Genomic DNA, 22,506 nt, shown 5'->3' with positions numbered 1-22,506 from the left:
GGGCCGGGTAGGGTCCGTGGAATGCCGAGAGTCAAAGTCAGCGTCATCGTCCCCGTCTACAACACCGGGAAGTACGTCGACGAGTGCGCGCCGTCGCTGCTGGGGCAGAGTCTGCCCGCCGACGAGTACGAGGTCATCTACGTCGACGACGGGTCGACGGACGACACGCTGCTCCGGCTCCAGAAGATCGCGTCCGCACATCCCAACGTCCAGGTGCACACCCGGCCGAACTCCGGCTGGCCGGGCGCGCCCCGCAATCTCGGCATGCGGCACGCCAAGGGCGAGTACATCCAGTTCGTCGACCACGACGACATGCTCGGGCCCGAGGCCTTGGAGCGGCTGTACGCGCACGCCGAGAGCAATGACGCCGACGTGGTGCTCGGCAAGATGTCCAGCACGATGGTGCGGCCCCGGCGGCTCTTCCGGCACACGGTGGGCGCCTGCACGATCGAGAACGACGAGCTCATGCAGAGCATGTCCCCGCACAAGATGTTCCGGCGGGCCTTCGTCGAGGAGCACGGTCTCCGGTTCCCCGAAGGCCCTTGGATCCTGGAGGACCTGGCCTTCGTCAGCGCCGCCTACCTGAAGGCCGAGCGCATCTCGATCCTCGCCGACTACCCCTGCTACTACTGGATGAAGCGGGACGACGGCGGCAACAACACCCAGCACCGGTTCAACCCGCGCCACGGCTTCTGGGACAACTGCCGCACCATCGTGCGCCAGATCAAGGACGGCACGAGCGCGTCCGAGGACGTCGACGCGCTCCAGAACCGCCTCCTCCACCGCCTCTACCACGTCGAGGTCCTGTCCCGGACCCGCGAGCCCGAGATCCTCCGCGAAGACCCCGTCCAGCAGCGGGAGCGGTTCGAGGCGGCTCGGCGGCTGGCTGTCGAGGAGTTCCCCGCAGCCGTACGGGAGGGGCTGCCCGTCGTGTCGCGGCTGCGGGCCGAGCTGCTGGAGGCCGGGGACTTCGACGGGGCCGTGGCCCTCGCGGAGCGGGTTCGTGAGGTCAAGGCCCGCAGTACCGTCGGGGAGTTGCGGTGGGCGGACGGGCGGCTCGTCGCCGACGTCACGCTGGAGCTGCTGCGCGGGGACGGTGAGCCGCTGGTGCTCGTCGAGCGGGACGGGAAGCGGTGGCTGGACCCGGAGCTGCTGGCCGGGGTGCCGGGGACCGAGGGCGGCTGGGAGGTCCGCGATCCGTTCCGGCTGGCGTACGCCGAACTGGTCGTCAAGGACCGGGACCGCGAGGACTGGTGGTACCCGGAGGGTGAGCTGGAGGTGCGGCTCGAGCCCGCCGGCGAGGGGCGGTCGCGGCTGGTCGCGTCCGGGCGGCTGAGCCTGGACCCCGAACGGCTCGCGGGCGGGCGGCCGTTGGAGCGCGGCGTGCACGACGTGTGGGCCTTCGTCCAGCTGCTGGGCATCGACCGGATGGTCCGCCTGACCGGCGACGGCACCCCGGGCACCCCGGCCGCGGGCCCGGCGCTGACCGGCGGGCGGCTCTCGCTGCCGTACTGGACGGGCAGCGGTCAGCTCGCCCTCGACGTGGACCAGCGTCAGCGCAGGCTCGGTTCCGACACGGCCGGTGCGGCTGCCGCGAACACCGCGCGCGGTGAGCGGTCGCTGCCGCTGCCGTACGTGGCGGCCACCGCGGGCGGGGCCCCGGCCCGCGTCAAGGTCAGCGTGTCCGCGCTGACGGTGGAGGCCGAGCTCGTTCCCGGCGACGGCGGTACGACGGCCGTCCTGCGGCTGCCCGCCCGTCTCAAGCTCCCCGCGGGCCGTCACCCGGTCACGCTCCCGAAGACCGACACCCCCGTCGCGCACGCCGTCGTCCGCGACGGCACCCTGCTGCGGCTGGAGGGCCCGGCCCACGAGGCCGGCACCGGGCGCCGGCTGCTCGACGCGGTCGCCGACAACCGCCAGGTCCGGCGGGTACGGCGGCGACTGGGCCGATAAAACAGCCGTTCAGGACACTTGATGTCCAGACACTTGCCGTCCAGGACACTTGAGGGGCACCGCTCGGGTCTGCGGTGCCCCTTCGTCCTGCTAGGCGTACGCCGAGATGTCCTTGATCATCGCGAACCCGAGGCCGTACGCGCTCATGCCTCTCCCGTACGCCCCCACGTGCACCCCCTCCTGGGTGGAGCCCGCGAGGACCCAGCCGAACTCCGACTCCCGGTAGTGGAAGGGCGTGGGCACGCCGTCCACCGGCAGGGACAGGGTCGACCAGTCGGATCCCTCCAGGTCGTCCGCCAGGACCCAGGCCGTCTCGGTCTGCTGGTCCAGCCAGTCGTCGCGCAGGGAGTGGTCCATCTGCCCGGGCCAGGTGAACGACAACAGGCCCACCCCGGCCAGCCAGGCGGCGGAGGAGACCGACGTGGCCTCCAGCAGCCCGGTGCCGTCCGCGCTCCTGCGGGACGGGTTGGCGGCGACGGTCACCACGACCGCGAACTTCTCCTTCGGCTCCCCCGTGGAACCCGCCTCGTTCTTCACGGAGGGCTCGTCACCGTGTCCGATCGACCCGTGCTCGACGGCCCCGTCGGCCGACGTGCCGACCTGCATCAGCCAGCGCGGCCCCGTGAAGGCCTCGTCGAGGCCGTACCAGGGGAAGGGCGCCTGAAGGTAGCCGTCGACCGTGCGCCGGGCGGAGGGGACCTGCTGTGCACCCTCCGCGGCCGGCGCCTGCGCGACCGTCCCGCTCGTCGTCTCCATGTGCCGGACGCCTCCTACTAGCTCTCGTCGGACCGGACCGGCCCGCCCCCCTTCGGGCGGCGTCGCTGGTTCGCGTACGGCCCGCACAACAACTCGGCAGCATATCCACACCGCTCCGAGCTGCCGGGAAACCGCCCGGCGCGCGAGGCATACGGGGGGCGGGTTCAGGCCTCGCGACCTGCCCGCTCGGTATGAAACGCGTCACGTGGCGGCCGTACGACAGCGAAAGGCGCCCGCGAGCTGAACGGCTCGGCAGGCGCCTGCTGGTGGGGGGTACGGCTCAGGTGGCGTCCGCGTCGAAGGGCGGGCGGTCGTCCTTGCCGTCCTCCTCGGGCTTCTTGGACATGTCGATCCGGCCACCGGACGAGGACGACGAGGAGGCCGACGACGAGGTGTCCGTGCTGTGCACGGCGTCGGTGACCTCGGCCATCTCCTTCTTCAGGTCGAAGCCGTTGCGGATCTCCTTGAGCCCCAGCTCGTCGTTGTCCAGCTGCTTGCGGATGAACGTCTTGGGGTTGAGGTCCTCGAACTCGAAGTCCTTGAACTCCGGGCCCAGCTCCGAGCGGATGTCCTGCTTGGCGCTCTCCGAGAACTCGCGGATCTTCCGGATGGTCCGCATGACGTCCTGGATGACCTTCGGGAGCTTGTCCGGACCGAAGACGAGCACGGCGAGGACAACGAGCGTGATCAGCTCGAGCGGTCCTATGTCATTGAACACCTGAAGCTCCTTGGGGTCCGGGCCAGGACCACGGTACCTGGCGTTCCCGTATGACCGGTACTGTCCCGAGGGCTCCGAGCGCGGATCGCTGAACGGTTTTCCGGGTTGTTTGCCCTGTGGAGCGGGATTCGCAGCCGTCCCTGTGAGGTTCGTGTCGATCCGTGTGCGTCAGCTGCCGTCCGAGGAACCGAGGGTCAGTGTGACCGTGACCTCCTTGCCGGCCCGCTCCAGAGTGAGCCGGAGGCGGTCGCCGGGGCGGTGGGCGCGGGTCCTGACGATGAGTTCGTCGCCGGAGTGGACACGGCGGCCGTCGACCGCGGTGATCACGTCACCGGCCTTCAGCCCGGCCCTGTCGCCCGGGCCGCCCTCGCGCACGGCGGGCTCGCCGCCGTTGCCCTTGGTCCCGACGCGGGCGCCGTCCCCGGTGTAGTCCATGTCGAGCGTGACGCCGATGACCGGGTGGGTCGCGGTGCCGGTGTTGATCAGCTCTTCGGCGACCCGCTTGGCCTGGTTGACGGGGATGGCGAAACCGAGACCTATGGAGCCGGCCTGGGCGCCGTCCGATCCGGAGCCGTTGTCGGCGGAACGGATGGCGGAGTTGATGCCGATGACGCGGGCGCGCGAGTCGAGGAGGGGGCCGCCGGAGTTGCCGGGGTTGATGGGGGCGTCGGTCTGGAGGGCGTCCACGTACGACACGTCGCTGCCGTCCCCGCGCTCGCCGCCGGCGGTGATGGGCCGTTCCTTCGCGCTGATGATGCCGGAGGTGACGGTGCCCTCCAGGTCGAAGGGGGCGCCGATGGCGACCACGGGGTCGCCGACCTGGACGTTGTCGGAGTTGCCGAGGGCCATGGGCCGCAGGCCGTGCACCCCGCTCACTTCGACGACGGCGAGGTCGTAGCTGCTGTCCCGCCCCACGAGGGTGGCCTTGGCGGTGTCGCCGCTGTGGAAGGTCACCGATATCTCGCCGTCGGCTCCGGCGGGCTCCACGACGTGGTTGTTGGTCAGGATGTGCCCGGCATCGTCCAGCACGAAGCCGGTTCCGGTGCCGGACTCCGCCGCGCCGCTCACGTGCAGGGTCACGACGCTGGGCAGAGCCCTCGCGGCGATCCCGGCGACGGTCCCGGGCGCGCGCTCACCGGACTCCCGCCCGGCCTGCGGCAACTCCACGACGTCGTCGCCGGCCCCGTGCCGCTCCAGATACGCCCCTACGACCCCACCGGTGCCGCCTGCCACGAGCGCGAGCAGCAGGGCACCTGCGAGCAGCGCCTGCCGGGTCCGCCGACTTCGCTGGTCCTTGGTCTGGGAAGCGGCGCCGGTCTGCTGGAGGGGGGCGGGGGCCCAGGGGTCGTAGTTCTGCCAGGGGGTGGGGGCAGGTGGGGGCGTTACGTGGGTACCAGGGGCCGTTGGGGCAGGGGGCCCGGCGTCGGGCGTAGCCGGTGCTCTCGGTGCCGACTCGGGCGGCACCGGCTCGCGCGTTTCTGCGGAGGAGGTCGCCGGGTGCTGGACCGGCGGGGCCGGGGACCAGGGGCCCGGTACTCCGTAGGGCGGGGTGCCGGTGGAGTCGGAGACGGGCGTGGGTTCGGACCGGTCCACGGCGGGCTCTACGGGCAGCTGTCGGACCTTGCCGTCCGTCGCTTCGAGCCCGGGGGTCTGGTCCACGCCGGCGTGCCCCTGAGGAGCCGCAAGCTCATAGTCGCCCTCCGTGTCCCGCTCGGAGGTCCCGTTCCCCGGAGTCGGGACGATGGAGTCCTCCACCGCATCCTTCGGGGGCGCGAGCTCGAAGTCCCCCTCGGAGGTCGGCCCACCCGAGGCCGAACCGGTGGCATCCCCAGGCGCCCGCAACGAGAAGTCCCCGTCGGAAGAGAGGGACGCCGTGCCGGACCCCGGCGTGTCCCCGGGCACCTCCGGCTCCCCCGGCCCAAAAGACTCCCGCGGCCGAGGTCGGCTCCACCATGTCGACCTCGTGAACTTGCCCTCGTCCATGCGCTCCCCAGCTCTCCCCACAGCTGACCGGCCGCGTGCGCGGCACGTCGACCTCTCTGTGGATTCAACCAGGTTCACGCGCCCCGGAGCAGGGCGCCGGTCAGCGGGCGGTGGCGGGGGGCGTCGGCGCTGACGTGGTGTGGGGGACGGGTGCGGCGAGGAGGCCGGAGGTGGTGAGGTCCGGCGTGGTGGACAGGGACGTCAGGCTGAGCGGCGGGGTGGTGCTGAGCGGTCGTATGAGAGGAGACATGGCGGCGGCACCCGCGACCACGGGGGCCGTGAGGGTGTGCAGCGCCGCCTGCTGGACCTGGGCCGGTATACCGGGCAGCAGCGGAGCGGAGATCTCGGTCGGGGCGACCGGGGTGTCGCCGAGCGCCCGCTGTCCCTGTTCCTGCGCGAGCAGCGGACCCTCGCCGCGACGGCGCTGGTTCTCCGGCACCGCCGCTCCCGTGCTGGGAGTGCGCGCCGGGGTGACATTGCTGCCGGCTCCGCGGGCCTCGGTGTCGCCGGGCGCGCCCGTGGTGACGCCGCCCAGGGCGATCGCGGCCAGCGACACCGCCCCTGCGGCGACGAACGCGAACCGCATACCGCGCGAGGCGGAGCGCTCGGCCTCATGGCGGCTGACGTCATGGATGCGGAAGCCCCGGCCGGTGGACGGCGGCAGCACTCCGGCGTGCGGGCCCGCGGGAACGTAGTCGAACTCGAAGCGCTCGCCACGTCTCACGCCGAAGACCCCTGCGCCGGGTCGTCCCGACAGTCCTCCGAACCCTCCCCCGCCGAACGGCGAGCTGTCGCCGTCCTCCGGATCACCTCCGGGCAGCCCCTGGAGGCGGGCCAGGAAGCTCTCGGAGGGCGGCGGCGGGGCGGCCTCCGCGAAGACGTTTTTCAGGCGGCGCTGGGCGTCCGCCTCCGCCTTGCACTTCGGGCAGGTGGCGAGATGTGCGAGGACACGCTCGCGCGTGGCATGACCGAGCTCGCCGTCCACCAGGGCGGCGAGTCGGTCTCCCAGATGCTGGTCCGCGAGGCTTCCCTCGCCGGGTTTGGGCAGTGATCCACTCACGCGGTCGCGCCCCCTCCCCCCAGCGCGGGGACCCGGGACATGAAGGAGCGGCGCTCGGCGCGGGCCTCCGGGGAGCGGTGCGCGAGGGCCTTGCGCAGCTGGGACCGACCGCGGTGGATCCGGGAGCGGACGGTCCCGAGCTTGACGCCCAGAGTCGCGGCGATCTCCTCGTACGACAGCCCTTCGATGTCGCACAGGACGACCGCGGCACGGAACTCCGGCGCGAGGGTGTCGAGGGCCTGCTGGACGTCCGCGTCGAAGTGGGCGTCGTTGAAGACCTGCTGGGGCGACGGTTCGCGGCTGGGCAGTCGCTCGGCCGCGTCCTCGCCGAGGGCGTCGAAGCGGATGCGCTGCTTGCGGCGGACCATGTCCAGGAAGAGGTTGGTGGTGATGCGGTGCAGCCAGCCCTCGAAGGTGCCCGGTGTGTAGGTGGACAGCGAGCGGAAGACGCGGACGAAGACCTCCTGCGTGAGGTCCTCGGCGTCGTGCTGGTTGCCGGTGAGGCGGTACGCGAGGCGGTAGACGCGGCCGCTGTGCGTGCTGACGATCTCCTCCCAGGTGGGCGGAGTCCACGCCTGCCCGTCCGCGTCGGTGGCGAAGGTCGCGGTCTGGGCGTAGTCGCCGGCGTGGCTGTGGTCAGCGGTGTCGTTCACGGATTTCGGCCTGCCCGCCGATCCGAGGAAGCGCCGCAGCACTCCCCCACGATCTCCAGGCGCGGCCGCACCTCCCCTGTCGGCTCTGGTTGTCTCCAGTGGAGCCCCTACCATAGCCACCTCGCCCGTTAGCTCCGGATAAGCGGTTTTACGAGAATTTGATCTGGGCTGATACCACTCGGTCCCCTGCGTCAGCAGTTGCTCGAGGGCCCGCTCGGCTTCGTGATCCAACTGTGTCCCCCCGGGTGCGTCTCCATCCCTCTAAACGCCCGGTCCCATCTGCGGGTTCCCGACGCCAACGGATACAGTCACGCCCAGGCAACCACGGGGCAAGGAGAGGGCCATTACCGGCAACCGGCAGACGAGCTGGGCGTTCGCCGACGCCTACGTCGCCGAGGACGAAGTGCTGCTCTGGGCCCGCGACCGGGCCCGTGAGGCGGGGCTGCGCTCGGTGTCGCCCGGCACGGGCGCGGCGCTGCGGTTGCTGGCGGCCTCCGTGGACGCCAAGGCGGTCGCCGAGATCGGCACCGGCACCGGTGTCTCCGGCATCCATCTGCTGCACGGCATGCGCCCCGACGGGGTGCTGACCACCGTCGACCCCGAGCCCGAGCACCAGCAGTTCGCCCGCCAGGCCTTCCGCGCCTGCGGTTTCGCCAGCAACCGGGCCCGCTTCATCCCGGGCCGCGCGCTGGACGTCCTGCCCCGCCTCGCCGACGCCGGCTACGACCTCGTGTTCTGCGACGGCGACCGGCAGGAGGTCATGGACTACCTCGCTGAATCGTTGCGCCTGCTGCGTCCGGGTGGGCTCGTGGTCTTCGAGGGCGTCTTCGCCAACGGCCGCACGGTGGACTCGGGACCGCAGCCCACGGAAGTCGTACGCCTGAGGGAGCTGCTGCGGGCCGTGCGCGAGAGCCAGGAGCTGGTGCCGTCCCTCCTGCCGGTCGGCGACGGCCTGCTGTGCGCGGTCAAGCGGTAGCGACGGCTCCGGGAGCCGCTGTCGTCCCGTACGGCCATCCGGGTGTCCCGCCCCGGCAGACCGCTGCCCCGGCACCTCATGAGATGCCGGGGCAGCCGAAAGGGTATGGTCGCTTCCGCGTCAGCCGACGACCTTCTTGAGGGCGTCACCGAGCGCGTCGGCCTCGTCAGGGGTCAGCTCGACGACGAGCCGACCGCCGCCTTCGAGCGGAACGCGCATGACAATGCCCCGCCCCTCCTTGGTCACCTCGAGCGGGCCATCGCCCGTCCGCGGCTTCATGGCCGCCATGCTCGTTCCCCTTCCTGAAACCAGCTCATCGCCAAAGCCGACGGCCCTGGGAGGGCACGCGCGTCAAAGTGGGACACGCGACACCGGCATCGAACACATTGCTTCCAGGCCATTATCCCGCATCGCGGGACCCGATGACCAACATCAGTCGGCATCGCTTGGGCAACGCGCGCGAGCAAAACCACTCAATTCGGCGATGTGGCTGCGATACTCCGCCACCGCGACGATCCCGGCCCGCTGGGAACGCTCCCGAATTCTTTGACGCAGGTCACACGTCCGGTCCGGTCCTCGGACGGCGATCTCCGCCATGCTGTCCTTCGGACATCGGGTCCACCGGACGCTGCGGAGGGGATACGCCATGACCGACACCGTGCTCTACGAGGTGAGCGACGGACTCGCGACGATCACGCTGAACCGCCCCGAGGCGATGAACGCGCTGAACATCGCCACGAAGGTCGCGCTGCGGGAGGCGGTCGAGTCGGCGGCACAGGACGACGCCGTACGAGCCGTGCTGCTGACCGCCGCCGGGGAGCGGGCGTTCTGCGTGGGCCAGGACCTCAAGGAACACATCGGGCTGCTGGCCGAGGGCTCGACGAAGGTCATGAGCACGGTCAAGGAGCACTACAACCCGGTCGTGCGGGCCCTGACGGAGATGCCCAAGCCGGTGGTGGCGGGGGTGAACGGGGTCGCGGCGGGCGCCGGCTTCGGGATCGCGCTCGCGGCCGACTACCGGGTGGCGGCGGACACCGCCGCGTTCAACACGTCGTTCGCGGGGGTGGCGCTGACCGCGGACTCCGGCATCTCGTGGACCCTGCCGCGGGTGGTGGGGCCGGGCCGCGCCGCCGACCTGCTGCTCTTCCCCCGGACCATGTCGGCCCGGGACGCGCACGACCTCGGGATCGTGAACCGTCTGGTGCCCTCCACCGACCTGCCCGCGGAGGCGGAGAAGGTGGCGCGGGCGCTGGCCTCGGGGCCGACGGTGGCGTACGGGGCGATCAAGGAGTCCCTGGCGTACGCGTCGACGCACACCCTGTCGGAGACGCTGGACAAGGAGGACGAGCTCCAGACCCGGGCCGGGGCCTCCGAGGACCACGCGATCGCCGTACGGGCGTTCGTGAACAAGCAGGCGCCCGAGTATCTGGGCCGCTAGGGCTCAGGCTCGGTCCCCTCGCACCACGCACGTCTCCAGGTGGTCGTTGACCAGTCCGCACGCCTGCATCAGGGCGTACGCCGTCGTGGGGCCCACGAAGCGCAGGCCCCGCTTCTTCAGGGCCTTGGAGAGCGCCGTCGACTCCGGGGTCACCGCCGGGACGTCGCCCAGTGTCCTGGGGACCGCGTGGGTCTCCGGCGCGTGGGACCAGATCAGCTCGTCCAGCTCGCCCGGCGACCAGTCGGCCAGCACCTTCGCGTTGGCCAGCGTCGCGTCGACCTTGGCGCGGTTGCGGATGATCCCGGGGTCGAGGAGCAGGCGCTCGCGGTCGGTGTCGTCGAAGGTCGCCACCTTGGCGATCTCGAAGCCGGCGAAGGCCGCGCGGAAGGTCTCGCGGCGGCGCAGGATCGTGATCCAGGACAGGCCGGACTGGAAGGCCTCCAGGCTGAGGCGTTCGTACAGGGCGTCGTCGCCGTGGACCGGGCGGCCCCACTCCTCGTCGTGGTAGGCCACGTAGTCCGGGGTGGACAGGGCCCAGGGGCAGCGGAGCGCGCCGTCCGGGCCTGCCAGGGCGGCGCCGGTCACCGCTGCTCCCCGTGGCCGTGGTCCGGCTTCTGCATGGAGACGTGCGCGGCGGCCTGGGCGCCGGCCAGCGCGGACTCCAGGTCGGCGATCCGCGCGTCCCGCTCGGCGAGCTCGGCGCCGAGGCGGCTGAGGGCGTCGTCCACGTCGGACATCCGGTAGCCGCGGGCGGCGAGCGGGAAGCGCAGGCTCTCGACGTCGGCGCGGTCCACCGGGCGGTCCGGCGGCAGGGGGTCCTGGAGCCGCTCGGGGGCGACGTCCGGCAGCGGGCCGTCGCTGTCGCCGCCGCCCACCACGGCGAGCGTCACCGCGGCGACCACGACCGCGAGCGCGATGACCAGGAACAAGAACATAACCATCGCTGAGGTCCCCATGGTCCCTGCCGGCGGCCGCCCGCCGGCGTCGAATGTGTCAGGGTCCGATCGTGCCATGCGAGTCTGACAGTTAGGGTCGCAGGCGGCCGCGGAAGCCGAAGACACAGACGTGGGAAGTGAGGTCACAGGGGATGCTCAGGCTGGGCAGGCGCGTGTTCGACGCGCACGAGCCGGTGATCATGGCGATCGTGAACCGGACCCCCGACTCCTTCTACGACCAGGGAGCCACGTTCCTCGACGAGCCCGCCCTCGCGCGCGTGGAGCAGGCGGTGGCCGAGGGGGCCGCCATCATCGACATCGGCGGGGTCAAGGCCGGTCCGGGCGAAGAGGTGTCCGCCGAGGAGGAGGCGCGGCGGACCGTGGGGTTCGTGGCGGAGGTGCGGCGGCGGTTCCCCGACGTGATCATCAGCGTGGACACCTGGCGGGCGTCGGTGGGCGAGGCCGTCTGCGAAGCCGGGGCGGACCTCCTCAACGACGCGTGGGGCGGGGTCGATCCGGGGCTCGCGGAGGTCGCGGCGCGGTACGGGGTGGGGCTGGTGTGCACGCATGCCGGGGGCGCGGAGCCGCGTACCCGGCCGCACCGGGTGACGTACGACGACGTCATGGCCGACATCCTGCGGGTGACCGTGGGGCTGGCGGAGCGGGCGGTCGCGCTGGGGGTGCCGCGGGAGTCCGTGCTGATCGATCCGGGGCACGACTTCGGGAAGAACACGCGGCACAGTCTGGAGGCGACGCGGCGGCTCGGGGAGATGGTCTCCACCGGGTGGCCGGTGCTGGTGTCGCTGTCCAACAAGGACTTCGTGGGCGAGACCCTGGACAAGCCGGTGAAGGAGCGGGTGGTGGGGACGCTGGCGACGACGGCGGTGTCCGCGTGGCTGGGCGCGCAGGTGTACCGGGTGCACGAGGTCGGGGAGACGCGGCAGGTGCTGGACATGGTGGCGTCGATCGCGGGGCACCGGCCACCGGCGGTGGCTCGGCGGGGGCTGGCGTAGGAAGCTTCGCCGGAGGGGCTGGAAGACCAGCCCCTCCGAAACCCGGACCGAGGCCCGCGCTAGCGGCCCGCCTCCTTCGACACCAACGCCACCGCCTCGTCCACGTCGTCCGTCACGTGGAACAGCAGCAGGTCCTTCTCGGAGGCCTTGCCCTGGGCGACCAGGGTGTTCTTGAGCCAGTCGACCAGGCCGCCCCAGTACTCGCTGCCGAACAGCACGATCGGGAAGCGGGTGACCTTCTGGGTCTGGACCAGGGTCAGGGCCTCGAAGAGTTCGTCGAGGGTGCCGAGGCCGCCCGGCAGGACCACGAAGCCCTGCGCGTACTTGACGAACATCATCTTGCGGACGAAGAAGTAGCGGAAGTTGAGGCCGATGTCGACGTAGGGGTTGAGCCCCTGCTCGAAGGGCAGCTCGATGCCGAGCCCCACCGACGTGCCGTTCGCCTCGCACGCGCCCTTGTTGGCCGCCTCCATGGCGCCCGGGCCACCGCCGGTGATGACCGCGAAGCCGGCCTCCACCAGGCCTCGCCCGAGCCGCACGCCCGCCTCGTACTCCGGGGAGTCGGCCGGTGTCCGCGCCGAGCCGAACACGCTGATCGCGGGCGGGAGTTCGGCGAGCGTGCCGAAGCCCTCGATGAACTCCGACTGGATGCGCAGCACGCGCCAGGGGTCGGTGTGGACCCAGTCCGAGGGGCCGCCCGCGTCCAGCAGACGCTGGTCGGTCGTGCTCGCCGTGACCTGTCCCCGCCTGCGGAGGACCGGTCCCAGGCGCTGCTCCTCCGGCGGCTGCTTCTTGCCCTCGGGGTTCCCGGTAGCCATGTGCGCTCCCTCCGCTTGCCTGGTCTTTCCATCTCAGCGTAGATCTACGCGGGTTACGGAGGGGGGACGTACGCGTGTCCGCCATGAAGCGCCACCGCCCCACCGCCTCCTCACGAGGTCAGCCAGGCCCGCAGCTTCGCCTCCGCCTCCGGGATCAGCGAGACCTTCACGCGCTCGTCCACCTTGTGCGCGAGCAGCGGCTCACCAGGGCTGTAGTTCACCGCGGGCACGCCGAGCGCGCTGAAGCGGGAGACGTCGGTCCAGCCGAACTTGGGGCGGGCGACACCGCCGACCGCGGCCATGAAGGCCTGGGCGACGGGGTGGGTGAGGCCGGGGCGGGCGCCGCCGGTGTGGTCGTCGACGGTGAACTCGTCGACCCCGCAGTCCGCGAAGAAGTCCCGCACGAAGGCCTCCGCCTCGGCTTCGCTGCGGTCGGGCGCGTAGCGGAAGTTGACCGTCAGGACGCAGGAGTCGGGGATGACGTTGGTGGCCACGCCGCCCTGTACGCCCACCGCGTTGAGGCCCTCGTGGTATTCGAGGCCGTCGACGACCGGCTTGCGGGGTTCGTACGCCGCCAGCTTCGCGAGGGCGGGCGCGGCCTTGTGGATCGCGTTGGACCCCATCCACGCGCGCGCGGAGTGCGCACGCTCTCCCTTGAACGTCAGCAAGACCCGCAGGGTTCCCTGACAGCCGCCCTCGACCTGGTTGTCCGTGGGCTCCAGCAGGACCGCGAAATCGCCCTCCAGCCACTCCGGGTGGGCCTCGGCCACATGTCCCAGGCCGTTGAGGTGGGCGGCGACCTCTTCGTTGTCGTAGAAGATGAAGGTGAGGTCGCGGTTGGGCTCGGGGACCGTCGCGGCGATGCGCAGCTGGACCGCGACGCCGGACTTCATGTCGCAGGTGCCGCAGCCCCAGAGGTAGCCCTCGTCGTCGAGGCGGGAGGGGACGTTGCCCGCGATGGGCACGGTGTCGATGTGGCCGGCGAGGATGACGCGTTCCGAGCGGCCGAGGTTCGTGCGGGCGACGACGTTGTTGCCGTGGCGGTCGACCGTGAGGTGCGGCAGGGCGCGCAGGGCGGTCTCGATCGCGTCCGCGAGGGGCTTCTCGGTGCCGCTCTCGGAGGGGAAGTCGACGAGCTGCGCGGTGAGCTGAGCCGCGTCGAGGGAGAGGTCAAGAGGGGTGTCGGCCATGCTGTCGACCCTAACGCCCCCGCTGCCCGCCCCCTCTGTCCCCATCCGGCTCGGGCTCCTCAGTACTCTCCAGTATCTTGTCCGGATGCCAGAGCCGTTGCCCCCTACTCGCAAACGCCGTGGCCGCCTCCTCCGTTTCGCGGCGGCCCTCGTGGTCCTGTGCGCGGTCGCCGGTTACCTCGTGGTGCAGTACGTCACCGGAGGCCCGGACGGGCCGGGCTGCAAAGTCGTCTCGGGCAGGGCGGGCGGGCCGTCGTACGAGTTCACGCCCGAGCAGGCGGTGAACGCGGCGACGATCACCGCCGTCGGGACCGGGCGCGGGCTGCCCGAGCGGGCCGTGACCATCGCGCTGGCCACCGCCCTCCAGGAGTCGGGGCTGCGCAACATCTCGCACGGCGACCGCGACTCGCTCGGCCTGTTCCAGCAGCGGCCCTCGCAGGGCTGGGGCACCCCGAAGGAGATCCTGGACCCGACCTACGCGGCGGCCGAGTTCTACAAGCACCTGGTCAAGGTGGACGACTACGAGAAGCTCCCGCTGACCGTCGCCGCGCAGCGCGTGCAGCGCAGCGGCTATCCGGAGGCGTACGCCAAGCACGAGCCGGACGCCGAGGTGCTCGCGGCTGCCCTCACCGGCAGTTCGGCGGCCACCCTGACCTGTGACGGCCGCCAGGAGTCCACCCGGGCCGCCGCGACGGGCTCCGGGGCCGGCGCCACGGGCGTCCAGGAGGCCGAGACGGGCCCGGACGCGGTGCGGTCCGCCCTCGTACGGGACTTCGGGCGGGACGCGCTGGAGACGACCGCGGCCGAGGTCGGCGGCAAGGCGTCGCCGAGCCCGACGCCCACCCCGGGGGACGGGCGGACGGTGACGCTGCCGGTGCGGAAGGACACCAGCCCGGGTGCCGGCCGCAGTCTCACCGAACGCGGCTGGCAGCTCGCGCACTGGGCCGTCGCCAACTCCTCCGCGCTGCGCATCGAGCGGGTCTCGTACGCGGGCCGGCAGTGGACCGCGGGCAACACGGACAGCCGGTGGCGCCCGGCGGGCGGCGAGAGCGCCACGGACACGGTGCGGATACTCACGGCACGGTAGTTCGGAAGATCACCTGGAGGGGTCACGTCCGCCCACTGCGGGAGCGGGTGTGCGCAGGTTTTCGTCACGTCACCCCCGTATCCGCCAGAACCCTTGAGAACAAAGGGCTCCAAGGATTCGGCGGACTTTCAGACCGGTAGCTTTTTGCCCGTTTTTATCCGGAGGTGATAATGCGACGCATTGCCAACTCTTTACGTTGGCCCTCCGCAACCTTCGTCGGCTTCGAGCGGTAGTCACGGCGTCCTAGCAACGTTTCCTCCGTCGAAGGAGCAACATGTCCCTCCCCCTGACCCGCAGGATCGCCCGTGCCGCGCTGCTCGTCGCTGCGGGAGCGGCAGCCGGGGTCGGTGCGGCCGGCGCCGCCAGTGCGGCCCCCGCGCAGCTGCCGGCCGCCCCCAACCTCGGCGGGCTGACCGCTCTGGACGGGGCGCACGTCGGCAACACGGTGGACGGCGCGGCGCAGAACCTGGCCGGGACCGCGGGCAAGACCGGTGGCAAGACGGTCGAGAAGGCCGTGCCGTCCGCGGGCAAGACCGGTGGCAAGGCCGTGAAGAAGGCGACTCCGGTCGCGCAGAAGACGGCGGGCGAGGCCGCCGGTTCGGCCGGGGGCCTGCTCGGCGACACGACGTCCACGGCGACGAAGGGCGGTCTGCCGACCGACTCCCTCGCCAAGGGCGGCGGCCTGCCGGCGGCGGACACCCTGCCGGTGAAGAGCCTCCCGCTCGGCTAGCGGTTCGCGCGGACGAGGAAGGGGCCCGGGGATCTCCCTGGGCCCCTTCCTCATGCCACGACGGCGGTCACAGACGCTCCACGGCCGCCCGCACCCGCTCGTCCGTCGCCGTGAGCGCCACGCGGACGAACTTCTCGCCGGCCTCGCCGTAGAAGTCGCCGGGCGCCACCAGGATGCCCCGCTCGGCCAGGTGGGCGACCGTGGACCAGCAGGACTCGTCCCGGGTCGCCCAGAGGTAGAGGCTGGCCTCGCTGTGCTCGATGCGGAAGCCGTGTCCGAGCAGTGCCTCGCGCAGGAGCGTGCGCCGGGCCGCGTACCGCTCGCGCTGCTCACGCACGTGCGTGTCGTCGCCCAGGGCCGCCACCACGGCCGCCTGCGTCGGCATCGACGTCATCATGCCGCCGTGCTTGCGGATCTCCAGGAGGGGCGCCAGGACGGCCGGATCGCCCGCCAGGAAGGCCGCGCGGTAGCCCGCGAGGTTGGACCGCTTGGAGAGCGAGTGGACGGCCACGATGCCGTCGTAGGAGCCGCCGTTGACGTCCGGGTGCAGCACCGAGACCGGGTCGGCCTCCCAGCCGAGCTCCAGGTAGCACTCGTCGGAGAAGAGCAGGACGCCGTGGGAGCGGGCCCAGGCGACGATCCTCGTCAGCTCGTCCTTGGAGAGCACCTTGCCGGTCGGGTTGGACGGGGAGTTGAGCCACAGGAGCTTCAGGCCCGCCGGGTCCAGCTCGGTGGGGTCGTCGTAGACCTCGTACTCCGCGCGGGCCAGGCGGGCGCCGACCTCGTACGTCGGGTAGGCGAGGCGCGGGTAGGCGACCCGGTCGCCGGGGCCCAGGCCCAGCTGGGTGGGGAGCCAGGCGACGAGTTCCTTGGAGCCGACGATCGGCAGGACGTGCCGGTGGGTGACCTCACGGGCGCCCAGGCGCCGCTCGACCCAGCCGGTGATCGCGTCGCGCAGCGCCGGGGTGCCCCAGACCGTCGGGTAGCCCGGCGAGTCCGCCGCGTCGATCAGGGCCTTCTGGATCAGGTCGGGGACCGGGTCGACGGGGGTGCCGACCGACAGGTCGACGATGCCTCCGGGATGCGCGGCAGCCGTCTTCTTGTACGGCTCCAGCTTGTCCCAGGGGAAGGTGGGAAGGCGGTCGGAGACTGCGGACACGGCTGTCGGGCTCGCTTTCGGGTCGTACGGGGTCCGGCGTGCCGGACGGCAAACACCTCGGTCCCGTACGGCCGTGATCAGGAGCGATCAGGCCGTACGGGACCGAGGCGGCACGCCTGGGGGTGCCGGATGATCAGGCCTGCGGCGGCAGCGCGGCGATGAACGGGTGGTCCCGCTCGATCAGGCCGAGCTTGCTGGCGCCACCGGGCGAACCGAGCTCGTCGAAGAACTCGACGTTCGCCTTGTAGTAGTCCTTCCACTCATCCGGGGTGTCGTCCTCGTAGAAGATCGCCTCGACCGGGCACACCGGCTCACAGGCACCACAGTCGACGCATTCGTCCGGGTGGATGTACAAGGACCGGGAGCCCTCGTAGATGCAGTCGACCGGGCACTCCTCGATGCAGGCCTTGTCCTTCACGTCGACACAAGGCTGCGCGATGACGTAGGTCACGCTGTCGTTCCTCCTCCATAGGGCGCTGGCGGGCCTCCTCAGGCTCCGCCGCCTCGCGCGCGGGAGCGCGGCGTCGTCGATGCCCGCCCCTAGTATCTCCGTTCTTGGGCATGATCCGAACAGGAGGGGTGAACTGACCTGTGGAAATCTCCGCCGCGGGGCGCCTCGTCGTCCGTATCTCCGCAGCTGACGTGGGGAAACGGGTATCCGTACGGTGCCTGGACGAAACCGCCGTCACGCACGAGAAGTTCACCGACACGGTGGGTGTTCTCACATCATGGGACGACGGTGTGCTGATGATCACGCGCCGGGACGGCCAGGGCGTCCGCATTCCGGAATCCGCGCTGGTGGCGGGCAAGGTCGTCCCCGCCGAGCCGGCCCGCCGCCGGGGGCCCGCCACCTCGTACCGGGAACTGGCCCGGATCGCCGCGCGCGGCTGGCGGCCGGTGGAGAGCGAGCGGCTGGGCGAGTGGGAGCTGCGCGCCGCGTCCGGCTTCACCCGCCGCGCCAACTCCGCCCTCCCGCTCGGCGACCCCGGTCTGCCGCTCGACGAGGCCCTGGCCGCCGTACGACGGTGGTACGGCGAGCGCGGGCTCCCGGCGTACATACAGACCGCGACCGGCGCCGCGGGCACCCAGGAGGTGCTGTGCGCGGAGCTGGAGGCGCGCGGGTGGACGCGGGAGGTGACGGCTGAGCTGTGGACGGGGGCGCTGGCCCCGGTCGCGGACCGTTCCGGTGACGGTGTGGTCCTGTCCCGGGAGGCCGACGCGGACTGGCTGGCGCGGTACCAACGCAAGGGGGTGAGCGAGGTGGCACTGCGGGTGCTGGGGAGCGGGCCCTCGGTGTGGTTCGCCACGGTCCCTTCCGGGACCGGCGGGGCGCCCGCCGCGATCGGGCGCTGTGTCGTCGACGGGCGCTGGGCCGGGTTCGCCGCGGTCGAGGTGGATCCCGCGCTACGGCGACGGGGGCTGGCCTCGACCGTGATGGCGGCGCTGGCGCAGCGGGCGCTGGAGGAGGGCGCGTCGGCCGCGTGGCTCCAGGTCGAATCGGACAACGCCGGTGCGCGGACGCTCTACGAGCGGCTGGGCTTCGCCGCGCACCACGCCTACCACCACTACCGCGAGCCGGATGTCTCCGGCGCGGCGCGGTAGTAGCGATCGCCGCGAAAGGGCACGAGCCAGCTATGCGTCCCCCGAACTCCCCGCACCCGCCCCCGCCCGAACGTTCCGCCGAGCTGCGCGGGCGGTTCGCCGAAGAGGCGCGGTCCGAGCGGCCGGACCTGTCCGCGCTGTGCCTGCTGGTGGCGGCGCAGGCGGACGGGACGCTCGACGACGCCGGGATCGACACGGCCCAGATCGCACTCGACGAGCTGGCCGGGCGGTTGCCGTTCCGGCCGGGCGGACCGCGGTCCTGGGCCGTGTCGCTGCGGGAACTGCTCGGGGACCGGTGCGGGTTCCGTGGGTTGCCGGTGGACTACCAGCGGCTGGAGTCCTCGTTGCTGCACGAGGTGCTGCGGCGGCGCAGGGGGCTGCCGATCCTGCTGTCCGTGGTGTGGATGGAGGTGGCCCGGCGGGCGGGGGCGCCGGTGTACGGGGTGGCTCTGCCGGGGCACTTCGTGGTGGGCTTCGGGCCGCCGGAGGAACAGGTGCTGGCCGATCCCTTCGACGGGGGGCGGGTGCTGGCGGGGGCCGACGCCGAGTTGTTGGTGGCGGGGGCGACGGGGGGTTCTCTGGAGCCGTCGATGTTGCGGCCCGCGGATCCGTTGGACGTGGTGCAGCGGATCCTGAACAACGTGCGGGCGTGGGCGGCGGCCCGGCCGGAGCGGTCGGATGTGGGGCTGTGGGCCGTGGAGTTCGCCCTGCTGCTGCCCTCGCATCCGGCGCGACTGCGGTACGAGCGGGCGCAGTTGCTGGTGCAGCGGGGGGACTTCGTCGCGGGGGCCGGGGAGTTGGAGGCGTATGCGGGGGTGGTGGCGGCGGTGGATGAGGCTGCGGCGGCAAAAGTTCGTCAGCAGGCTCATGCCGCGCGAGCGATGTTGAACTGACGGCCGTGGGCGTGTGCGGGTGCGTCGTGGCTGGTCGCGCAGTTCCCCGCGCCCCTGGGTCCGCTGCCCTGAACGGCGATCAGAGCCACCCCTTCTCACGCGCGATCCTTACCGCCTCTGCCCTGTTTCTCACCGCCAGCTTCTGGATCGCCGTCGAGAGGTAGTTGCGGACCGTGCCCTGGGAGAGGTGAAGTGCCTTGGCCAGCTCGGCATTTGTGGAGCCGTCGGCCGCCGCCCGCAGGACCTCGCGCTCCCTGTCCGTCAGGGGGTTCGCGCCCTCTGCCAGGGCCGCTGCCGCCAGGGTGGGGTCGATGACGCGCTCCCCCGCGAGCACCTTGCGTACCGCTTCGGCCAGTTGGGCCGCGGGGGCGTCCTTGACCAGGAAGGCGTCGGCGCCCGACTCCATCGCGCTGCGGAGGTAGCCGGGGCGGCCGAAGGTCGTGAGGATGACCAGCTTGACCGCCGGGAGTTCCTTGTGGAGCTGGGCCGCCGCCTCTATGCCCGTGGCGCCCGGCATCTCGATGTCCATCAGAGCCACGTCGACGTCGTGGGCGCGGGCCGCCGCCAGGACCTCGTCGCCGCGGGCCACTTGGGCCACGACCTCGATGTCGTCCTCCAGGCCGAGCAGTGCGGCCAGTGCCTCGCGGACCATCGACTGGTCCTCGGCGAGGAGGACCTTGATCGTGCGGCTCGTCATGGGGCGGATCCTACGTCGGCCGCGGAACCGGCGGGCACACGGGCGACCAGCCGGAAGCCGTGCCGGGTGCCGGTGGCCTCCAGGGTGCCGCCGGCCTTCTCCAGGCGCTCGGTGAGTCCGGTGAGGCCGTTGCCGGGGCCCGCCCCCGCTCCTCCGGATCCGTCGTCCTCGACGGTGAGTTCGAGCGTCGGTCCGTCGAGGGTCTGGCGGTGCAGCAACTCCACCGTGCAGCCGCGGGCACCGCTGTGCCGTACGACGTTGGTGACCGCCTCCCGCAGCGCCCAGGCCAGGGCCGCTTCGCTCTCCTCGGGGACGCCGGTGAGGTCGGGTTCGGCGGGCAGGGTGGCGGTGACTCCGGCGGCCGCCAACGCGACCTGAGCGCCAGCGAGTTCCGCGGCCAGGCGGGCGCGCCGGTAGCCGGAGACGGCCTCGCGGACGTCCACCAGGGCCTGCCTGCTGACCTGTTCGATGTCGGCGACCTGCTGGGCCGCCTTGTCCGGGTGGGCGGGCAGCATCCGGCCCGCCAGCTCGCTCTTCAGGGTGATGAGGGACAGGGAGTGGCCGAGCAGATCGTGCAGGTCCCTCGCCAGACGCAGGCGTTCCTCGTTGGCGGCGAGCTGGGCGACCCGCGCCCTCGCCTCCCGCAACTCTATGGTCGTCCGTACCAGTTCGCGTACGCCGGTCATCGCGAAGCCGCCGAGCAGGGCCGGGATGAGCAGGGCGCCGATGTAGTCCGTGCCGTCGGCGACGATCAGGGCGAGGGCCGCCATCAGGGCGGACGCGGCGGGGATGGTCCAGCGGGCGAGCCGCAGCGGCAGGGCCGCGCCGGACGCGATCGACACGTACACGAAGAGGACGAGCCACTCGCGGCCCAGGGTGAGGGCGAGCAGGGTCGACTCGGCGGAGAGGACCGCGAGCGAAGTGAGCACGAACTCCTGGGCGTTGCGGCGGCCGGTCCTGAACAGCAGGGCCAGGTACCAGGCGACGAAGCCCGCGAGGCCGAGCCAGCCGAGCACGACGGCCACGAGGCCGTGGCCGCCGTGCAGGAGGTCCGAGACGGGCGCGCTCAGATAGACCAGCCAGATGCCCGTCCACAGCATCTTGACCATCATCTGCTTGCGGGTCTCCGGGCGCTGCCCGATCCCGACGCCGGTGCCGCTCACGCCTTCAACGTGTCCTTCCGGTACAGCCAGGCCGCGCCGCCCGCGAACAGGGCGAACGAGACGACCAGGATGGCGATGTCCTGTGCGTGCGGGGCGCGGCTCTGTTCGATGGCCTGCCCGAGGGCAGCGTACGCGTGCGTGGGCAGCCACTTGGCGATGTCCTGGAGCCACTGCGGGAACGTCGTCGTGGGCATCCACAGGCCGCCCAGCATCGACAGGCCGAAGTAGGTGATCATCGTGATCGGGCGGACCGCGTCACCGGTGGCGAGGTAGCCGATGGCGACGCCGAGCGCGGCGAAGACGAGGCTGCCGGCCCAGATCGCGCCGGTGAGGGCGAGCCACTGCCAGGCGTCCAGGCGTACGTCCTTCACGACCGCGGCGACGACGAACACGATCACGATCGAGGGCAGGCTCACCACGGCCGCGCTCGCCGTCTTCGCGAGGACATAGCCGCGCCCCGGCAGGGTCGTCAGCCTCAACTGCCGTACCCAGCCGCCCTCCCGTTCCTTCGCGATGCGCTCGCTGTTGCCCATCAGGACGGCGGTCAGGGCGCCGAAGGACGCCATCGAGACCATCATGTAGGTCGGCAGGGTCAGGCCGGTGCCGTCGACCTTGCTCGTGCTGTCGGCGTTGCCCGCGATGATCAGGAACAGCAGCGACGGGTACATCACCGAGAAGAACAGGAACTTCCGGTTGCGCAGGGCGCGGGTGAGTTCCAGCTTGATCAGGCTGTTCATGACTGCTTGGCCTCCTCGGCGGCGGTGATGGCGACGAAGGCCTGCTCCAGGCCGAGCCCGGCGACTTCGAGGTTGCGGGGGTAGACGCCGAGGCCGTAGAGGGCGTGGACGGTCGCGTCGGCGTCGGTGGACTGGATGCGGACGGTGTGGCCGGAGATGTCGATGCCGGTCAGGAAGGGCAGTTGGCGCAGGGGCGCCTCGTCGATCGTGCCCTCCAGGTCGAACGAGACCCTCCTGGCGCCCGCCTTGGCCTTGATCTCGGCGGCGGTGCCGTCGGCGAGGAGCCGGCCCCGGTGCAGCACCAGCACCCGGTCGGCGATCGCGTCCGCCTCCTCCAGGTAGTGGGTGGCGAAGAGGACCGTACGGCCCTGGTCGGCCTGTTCGCGCATGGTGGCCCAGAAGGCCTGGCGGGTGGTGACGTCCATGCCGGTCGTCGGCTCGTCCAGGACGATCAGGTCGCTGTCACCGGCGGTGGCGAGGGCGAAGCGGACGCGCTGGGCCTGGCCGCCGGAGAGCTTGTTGACCTTGCGGTCGGCGATCTGGGCGATCCCGGCGCGGGCGAGGACGTCGTTCGCCTTGTACGGCTTCGGGTGCAGGGCGCAGGCGAGCCGGACCAGCTCGGCGACCGTGACCTCGTCCATCAGTCCGCCGCTCTGCAGCATGGCGCCCACACGACCGGCGACGATCGCCTCACGCGGGGTGGTGCCGAAGAGCCGGACACTGCCGCCGTCGGGCTGCTTGAGGCCGAGCAGCAGATCGAGGGTGGTCGACTTGCCGGCGCCGTTGGGACCCAGCAGCGCCACGGTCTCCCCCGGCCGCAGGGTCAGGGACAGCCCGTCCACGGCCCGTACCTCGCCGTATGCCTTGCTCACCTGGTCGAACGCGACCACCGGGGCTGTCGTTGTCATACGGCCATGGTGGCCGCGCGGGTGCGGCGGCGGGCAG

24 protein-coding genes are annotated in these 22,506 nt (G+C 71.8%); 8 read left to right on the top strand and 16 right to left on the bottom strand.

Annotation, left to right across the window (positions count from 1 at the left end):
* Positions 1-21: 21 nt before the first annotated feature.
* Positions 22-1,953: a glycosyltransferase family 2 protein gene (locus AC2XR2_RS29260; protein ID WP_491516712.1), complete on the top strand. Its 1,932-nt coding sequence runs from the start codon at positions 22-24 to the stop codon at positions 1,951-1,953.
* Between the two features lie 90 nt (positions 1,954-2,043).
* Here the strand turns inward: AC2XR2_RS29260 and AC2XR2_RS29255 are convergent, their stop codons facing one another.
* From AC2XR2_RS29255 to sigE, 5 genes are all read right to left on the bottom strand, one after another.
* The gene (locus AC2XR2_RS29255; RefSeq protein ID WP_330264602.1) at positions 2,044-2,709 is read right to left on the bottom strand and encodes a hypothetical protein; all 666 of its coding nucleotides are present in this window, start codon (positions 2,707-2,709) and stop codon (positions 2,044-2,046) included.
* A 280-nt stretch (positions 2,710-2,989) separates the two neighbouring features.
* A complete protein-coding gene (locus AC2XR2_RS29250; protein ID WP_330264603.1) occupies positions 2,990-3,427 on the bottom strand; it encodes a sec-independent translocase in 438 nt (145 codons plus the stop codon).
* Positions 3,428-3,595: 168 nt separating this feature from the next.
* Positions 3,596-5,410, bottom strand: coding sequence for a S1C family serine protease (locus AC2XR2_RS29245; RefSeq protein ID WP_491516711.1), 1,815 nt, complete (start codon positions 5,408-5,410; stop codon positions 3,596-3,598).
* Between the two features lie 100 nt (positions 5,411-5,510).
* On the bottom strand, positions 5,511-6,470 hold the full coding sequence (locus tag AC2XR2_RS29240) for an anti-sigma factor family protein (protein ID WP_381307793.1): 960 nt from the start codon (positions 6,468-6,470) through the stop codon (positions 5,511-5,513).
* Positions 6,467-7,165, bottom strand: coding sequence for an RNA polymerase sigma factor SigE (sigE, locus tag AC2XR2_RS29235; RefSeq protein WP_123762890.1), 699 nt, complete (start codon positions 7,163-7,165; stop codon positions 6,467-6,469). The genes AC2XR2_RS29240 and sigE overlap by 4 nt, the downstream gene beginning before the upstream one ends.
* Positions 7,166-7,466: 301 nt before the next feature.
* On the opposite strand from sigE, the gene AC2XR2_RS29230 reads away from it, so the two are divergent.
* Positions 7,467-8,099 (top strand): O-methyltransferase, encoded by a 633-nt coding sequence (locus tag AC2XR2_RS29230; RefSeq protein WP_330269615.1) that lies wholly within the window; start codon positions 7,467-7,469, stop codon positions 8,097-8,099.
* A 120-nt stretch (positions 8,100-8,219) separates the two neighbouring features.
* On the opposite strand, the gene AC2XR2_RS29225 is transcribed toward AC2XR2_RS29230, so the two are convergent.
* Positions 8,220-8,387 carry a DUF3117 domain-containing protein gene (locus tag AC2XR2_RS29225; RefSeq protein ID WP_003966491.1) on the bottom strand — a complete coding sequence of 56 codons (168 nt, stop codon included), beginning with the start codon at positions 8,385-8,387 and terminating at the stop codon, positions 8,220-8,222.
* Positions 8,388-8,745: 358 nt separating this feature from the next.
* Here AC2XR2_RS29225 and chcB point away from each other — a divergent pair, with 358 nt between their 5' ends.
* The gene (gene chcB, locus AC2XR2_RS29220; protein WP_330264607.1) at positions 8,746-9,537 is read left to right on the top strand and encodes a 2-cyclohexenylcarbonyl CoA isomerase; all 792 of its coding nucleotides are present in this window, start codon (positions 8,746-8,748) and stop codon (positions 9,535-9,537) included.
* A gap of 3 nt (positions 9,538-9,540) precedes the next feature.
* On the opposite strand, the gene AC2XR2_RS29215 is transcribed toward chcB, so the two are convergent.
* On the bottom strand, positions 9,541-10,122 hold the full coding sequence (locus tag AC2XR2_RS29215) for a DNA-3-methyladenine glycosylase I (protein ID WP_381307788.1): 582 nt from the start codon (positions 10,120-10,122) through the stop codon (positions 9,541-9,543).
* Entirely contained in the window at positions 10,119-10,472 is a 354-nt protein-coding gene (locus AC2XR2_RS29210; protein WP_330269616.1) for a DivIVA domain-containing protein, read from the bottom strand. Before AC2XR2_RS29210 ends, AC2XR2_RS29215 begins: the two co-directional genes overlap by 4 nt.
* A gap of 152 nt (positions 10,473-10,624) precedes the next feature.
* On the opposite strand from AC2XR2_RS29210, the gene folP reads away from it, so the two are divergent.
* On the top strand, positions 10,625-11,485 hold the full coding sequence (folP, locus tag AC2XR2_RS29205; protein WP_381307787.1) for a dihydropteroate synthase: 861 nt from the start codon (positions 10,625-10,627) through the stop codon (positions 11,483-11,485).
* 59 nt (positions 11,486-11,544) lie between these two features.
* On the opposite strand, the gene AC2XR2_RS29200 is transcribed toward folP, so the two are convergent.
* Both AC2XR2_RS29200 and dapE read right to left on the bottom strand, forming a co-directional pair.
* The gene (locus AC2XR2_RS29200; RefSeq protein ID WP_123762884.1) at positions 11,545-12,303 is read right to left on the bottom strand and encodes an LOG family protein; all 759 of its coding nucleotides are present in this window, start codon (positions 12,301-12,303) and stop codon (positions 11,545-11,547) included.
* A 110-nt stretch (positions 12,304-12,413) separates the two neighbouring features.
* Positions 12,414-13,493 carry a succinyl-diaminopimelate desuccinylase gene (gene dapE / locus AC2XR2_RS29195; protein WP_330264610.1) on the bottom strand — a complete coding sequence of 360 codons (1,080 nt, stop codon included), beginning with the start codon at positions 13,491-13,493 and terminating at the stop codon, positions 12,414-12,416.
* 85 nt (positions 13,494-13,578) lie between these two features.
* Here dapE and AC2XR2_RS29190 point away from each other — a divergent pair, with 85 nt between their 5' ends.
* A complete protein-coding gene (locus AC2XR2_RS29190; protein WP_491516710.1) occupies positions 13,579-14,580 on the top strand; it encodes a VldE C-terminal domain-containing protein in 1,002 nt (333 codons plus the stop codon).
* A 274-nt stretch (positions 14,581-14,854) separates the two neighbouring features.
* Positions 14,855-15,310, top strand: coding sequence for an ATP-binding protein (locus AC2XR2_RS29185; protein WP_491516709.1), 456 nt, complete (start codon positions 14,855-14,857; stop codon positions 15,308-15,310).
* A gap of 67 nt (positions 15,311-15,377) precedes the next feature.
* Here the strand turns inward: AC2XR2_RS29185 and AC2XR2_RS29180 are convergent, their stop codons facing one another.
* Complete coding sequence (locus AC2XR2_RS29180; protein ID WP_381303017.1) at positions 15,378-16,469, bottom strand: bifunctional succinyldiaminopimelate transaminase/glutamate-prephenate aminotransferase; 1,092 nt, start codon at positions 16,467-16,469, stop codon at positions 15,378-15,380.
* A 133-nt stretch (positions 16,470-16,602) separates the two neighbouring features.
* Complete coding sequence (gene fdxA, locus AC2XR2_RS29175) at positions 16,603-16,920, bottom strand: ferredoxin (RefSeq protein ID WP_007384503.1); 318 nt, start codon at positions 16,918-16,920, stop codon at positions 16,603-16,605.
* Between the two features lie 140 nt (positions 16,921-17,060).
* Here fdxA and AC2XR2_RS29170 point away from each other — a divergent pair, with 140 nt between their 5' ends.
* Positions 17,061-18,071: a GNAT family N-acetyltransferase gene (locus tag AC2XR2_RS29170; protein ID WP_491516708.1), complete on the top strand. Its 1,011-nt coding sequence runs from the start codon at positions 17,061-17,063 to the stop codon at positions 18,069-18,071.
* 32 nt (positions 18,072-18,103) lie between these two features.
* Complete coding sequence (locus tag AC2XR2_RS29165; RefSeq protein WP_491516707.1) at positions 18,104-18,964, top strand: transglutaminase-like and tetratricopeptide repeat-containing protein; 861 nt, start codon at positions 18,104-18,106, stop codon at positions 18,962-18,964.
* Between the two features lie 79 nt (positions 18,965-19,043).
* Here the strand turns inward: AC2XR2_RS29165 and AC2XR2_RS29160 are convergent, their stop codons facing one another.
* Genes AC2XR2_RS29160 through AC2XR2_RS29145 form a run of 4 tightly spaced genes read right to left on the bottom strand, consistent with a single transcriptional unit; the run spans position 19,044 to position 22,469 of the window.
* Entirely contained in the window at positions 19,044-19,661 is a 618-nt protein-coding gene (locus AC2XR2_RS29160) for a response regulator (protein ID WP_449351673.1), read from the bottom strand.
* On the bottom strand, positions 19,658-20,824 hold the full coding sequence (locus AC2XR2_RS29155) for a sensor histidine kinase (protein ID WP_491516706.1): 1,167 nt from the start codon (positions 20,822-20,824) through the stop codon (positions 19,658-19,660). Before AC2XR2_RS29155 ends, AC2XR2_RS29160 begins: the two co-directional genes overlap by 4 nt.
* On the bottom strand, positions 20,821-21,561 hold the full coding sequence (locus tag AC2XR2_RS29150) for an ABC transporter permease (RefSeq protein ID WP_391191351.1): 741 nt from the start codon (positions 21,559-21,561) through the stop codon (positions 20,821-20,823). The genes AC2XR2_RS29155 and AC2XR2_RS29150 overlap by 4 nt, the downstream gene beginning before the upstream one ends.
* Positions 21,558-22,469, bottom strand: coding sequence for an ABC transporter ATP-binding protein (locus tag AC2XR2_RS29145; protein ID WP_449351674.1), 912 nt, complete (start codon positions 22,467-22,469; stop codon positions 21,558-21,560). Before AC2XR2_RS29145 ends, AC2XR2_RS29150 begins: the two co-directional genes overlap by 4 nt.
* Positions 22,470-22,506 lie beyond the last annotated feature (37 nt).

The organism is Streptomyces sp. LS-MS-L19, assembly GCF_058382285.1.
The sequence above is the reverse complement of the archived record's forward strand: the minus strand, read 5'-3'. Positions and strand labels throughout refer to the sequence as shown.

Excerpts from the sequence above, each read along its gene's own strand:
- AC2XR2_RS29200 (WP_123762884.1), bottom strand. The coding sequence starts at position 12,303 with ATGGCTACCGGGAACCCCGAGGGCAAGAAGCAGCCGCCGGAGGAGCAG.
- AC2XR2_RS29255 (WP_330264602.1), bottom strand. The coding sequence starts at position 2,709 with ATGGAGACGACGAGCGGGACGGTCGCGCAGGCGCCGGCCGCGGAGGGT.
- AC2XR2_RS29145 (WP_449351674.1), bottom strand. The coding sequence starts at position 22,469 with ATGACAACGACAGCCCCGGTGGTCGCGTTCGACCAGGTGAGCAAGGCA.
- AC2XR2_RS29165 (WP_491516707.1), top strand. The coding sequence starts at position 18,104 with ATGCGTCCCCCGAACTCCCCGCACCCGCCCCCGCCCGAACGTTCCGCC.
- chcB (WP_330264607.1), top strand. The coding sequence starts at position 8,746 with ATGACCGACACCGTGCTCTACGAGGTGAGCGACGGACTCGCGACGATC.
- AC2XR2_RS29190 (WP_491516710.1), top strand. The coding sequence starts at position 13,579 with ATGCCAGAGCCGTTGCCCCCTACTCGCAAACGCCGTGGCCGCCTCCTC.
- AC2XR2_RS29210 (WP_330269616.1), bottom strand. The coding sequence starts at position 10,472 with ATGTTCTTGTTCCTGGTCATCGCGCTCGCGGTCGTGGTCGCCGCGGTG.
- AC2XR2_RS29185 (WP_491516709.1), top strand. The coding sequence starts at position 14,855 with ATGTCCCTCCCCCTGACCCGCAGGATCGCCCGTGCCGCGCTGCTCGTC.
- folP (WP_381307787.1), top strand. The coding sequence starts at position 10,625 with ATGCTCAGGCTGGGCAGGCGCGTGTTCGACGCGCACGAGCCGGTGATC.
- AC2XR2_RS29260 (WP_491516712.1), top strand. The coding sequence starts at position 22 with ATGCCGAGAGTCAAAGTCAGCGTCATCGTCCCCGTCTACAACACCGGG.
- AC2XR2_RS29160 (WP_449351673.1), bottom strand. The coding sequence starts at position 19,661 with ATGACGAGCCGCACGATCAAGGTCCTCCTCGCCGAGGACCAGTCGATG.
- dapE (WP_330264610.1), bottom strand. The coding sequence starts at position 13,493 with ATGGCCGACACCCCTCTTGACCTCTCCCTCGACGCGGCTCAGCTCACC.
- AC2XR2_RS29245 (WP_491516711.1), bottom strand. The coding sequence starts at position 5,410 with ATGGACGAGGGCAAGTTCACGAGGTCGACATGGTGGAGCCGACCTCGG.
- AC2XR2_RS29225 (WP_003966491.1), bottom strand. The coding sequence starts at position 8,387 with ATGGCGGCCATGAAGCCGCGGACGGGCGATGGCCCGCTCGAGGTGACC.
- AC2XR2_RS29150 (WP_391191351.1), bottom strand. The coding sequence starts at position 21,561 with ATGAACAGCCTGATCAAGCTGGAACTCACCCGCGCCCTGCGCAACCGG.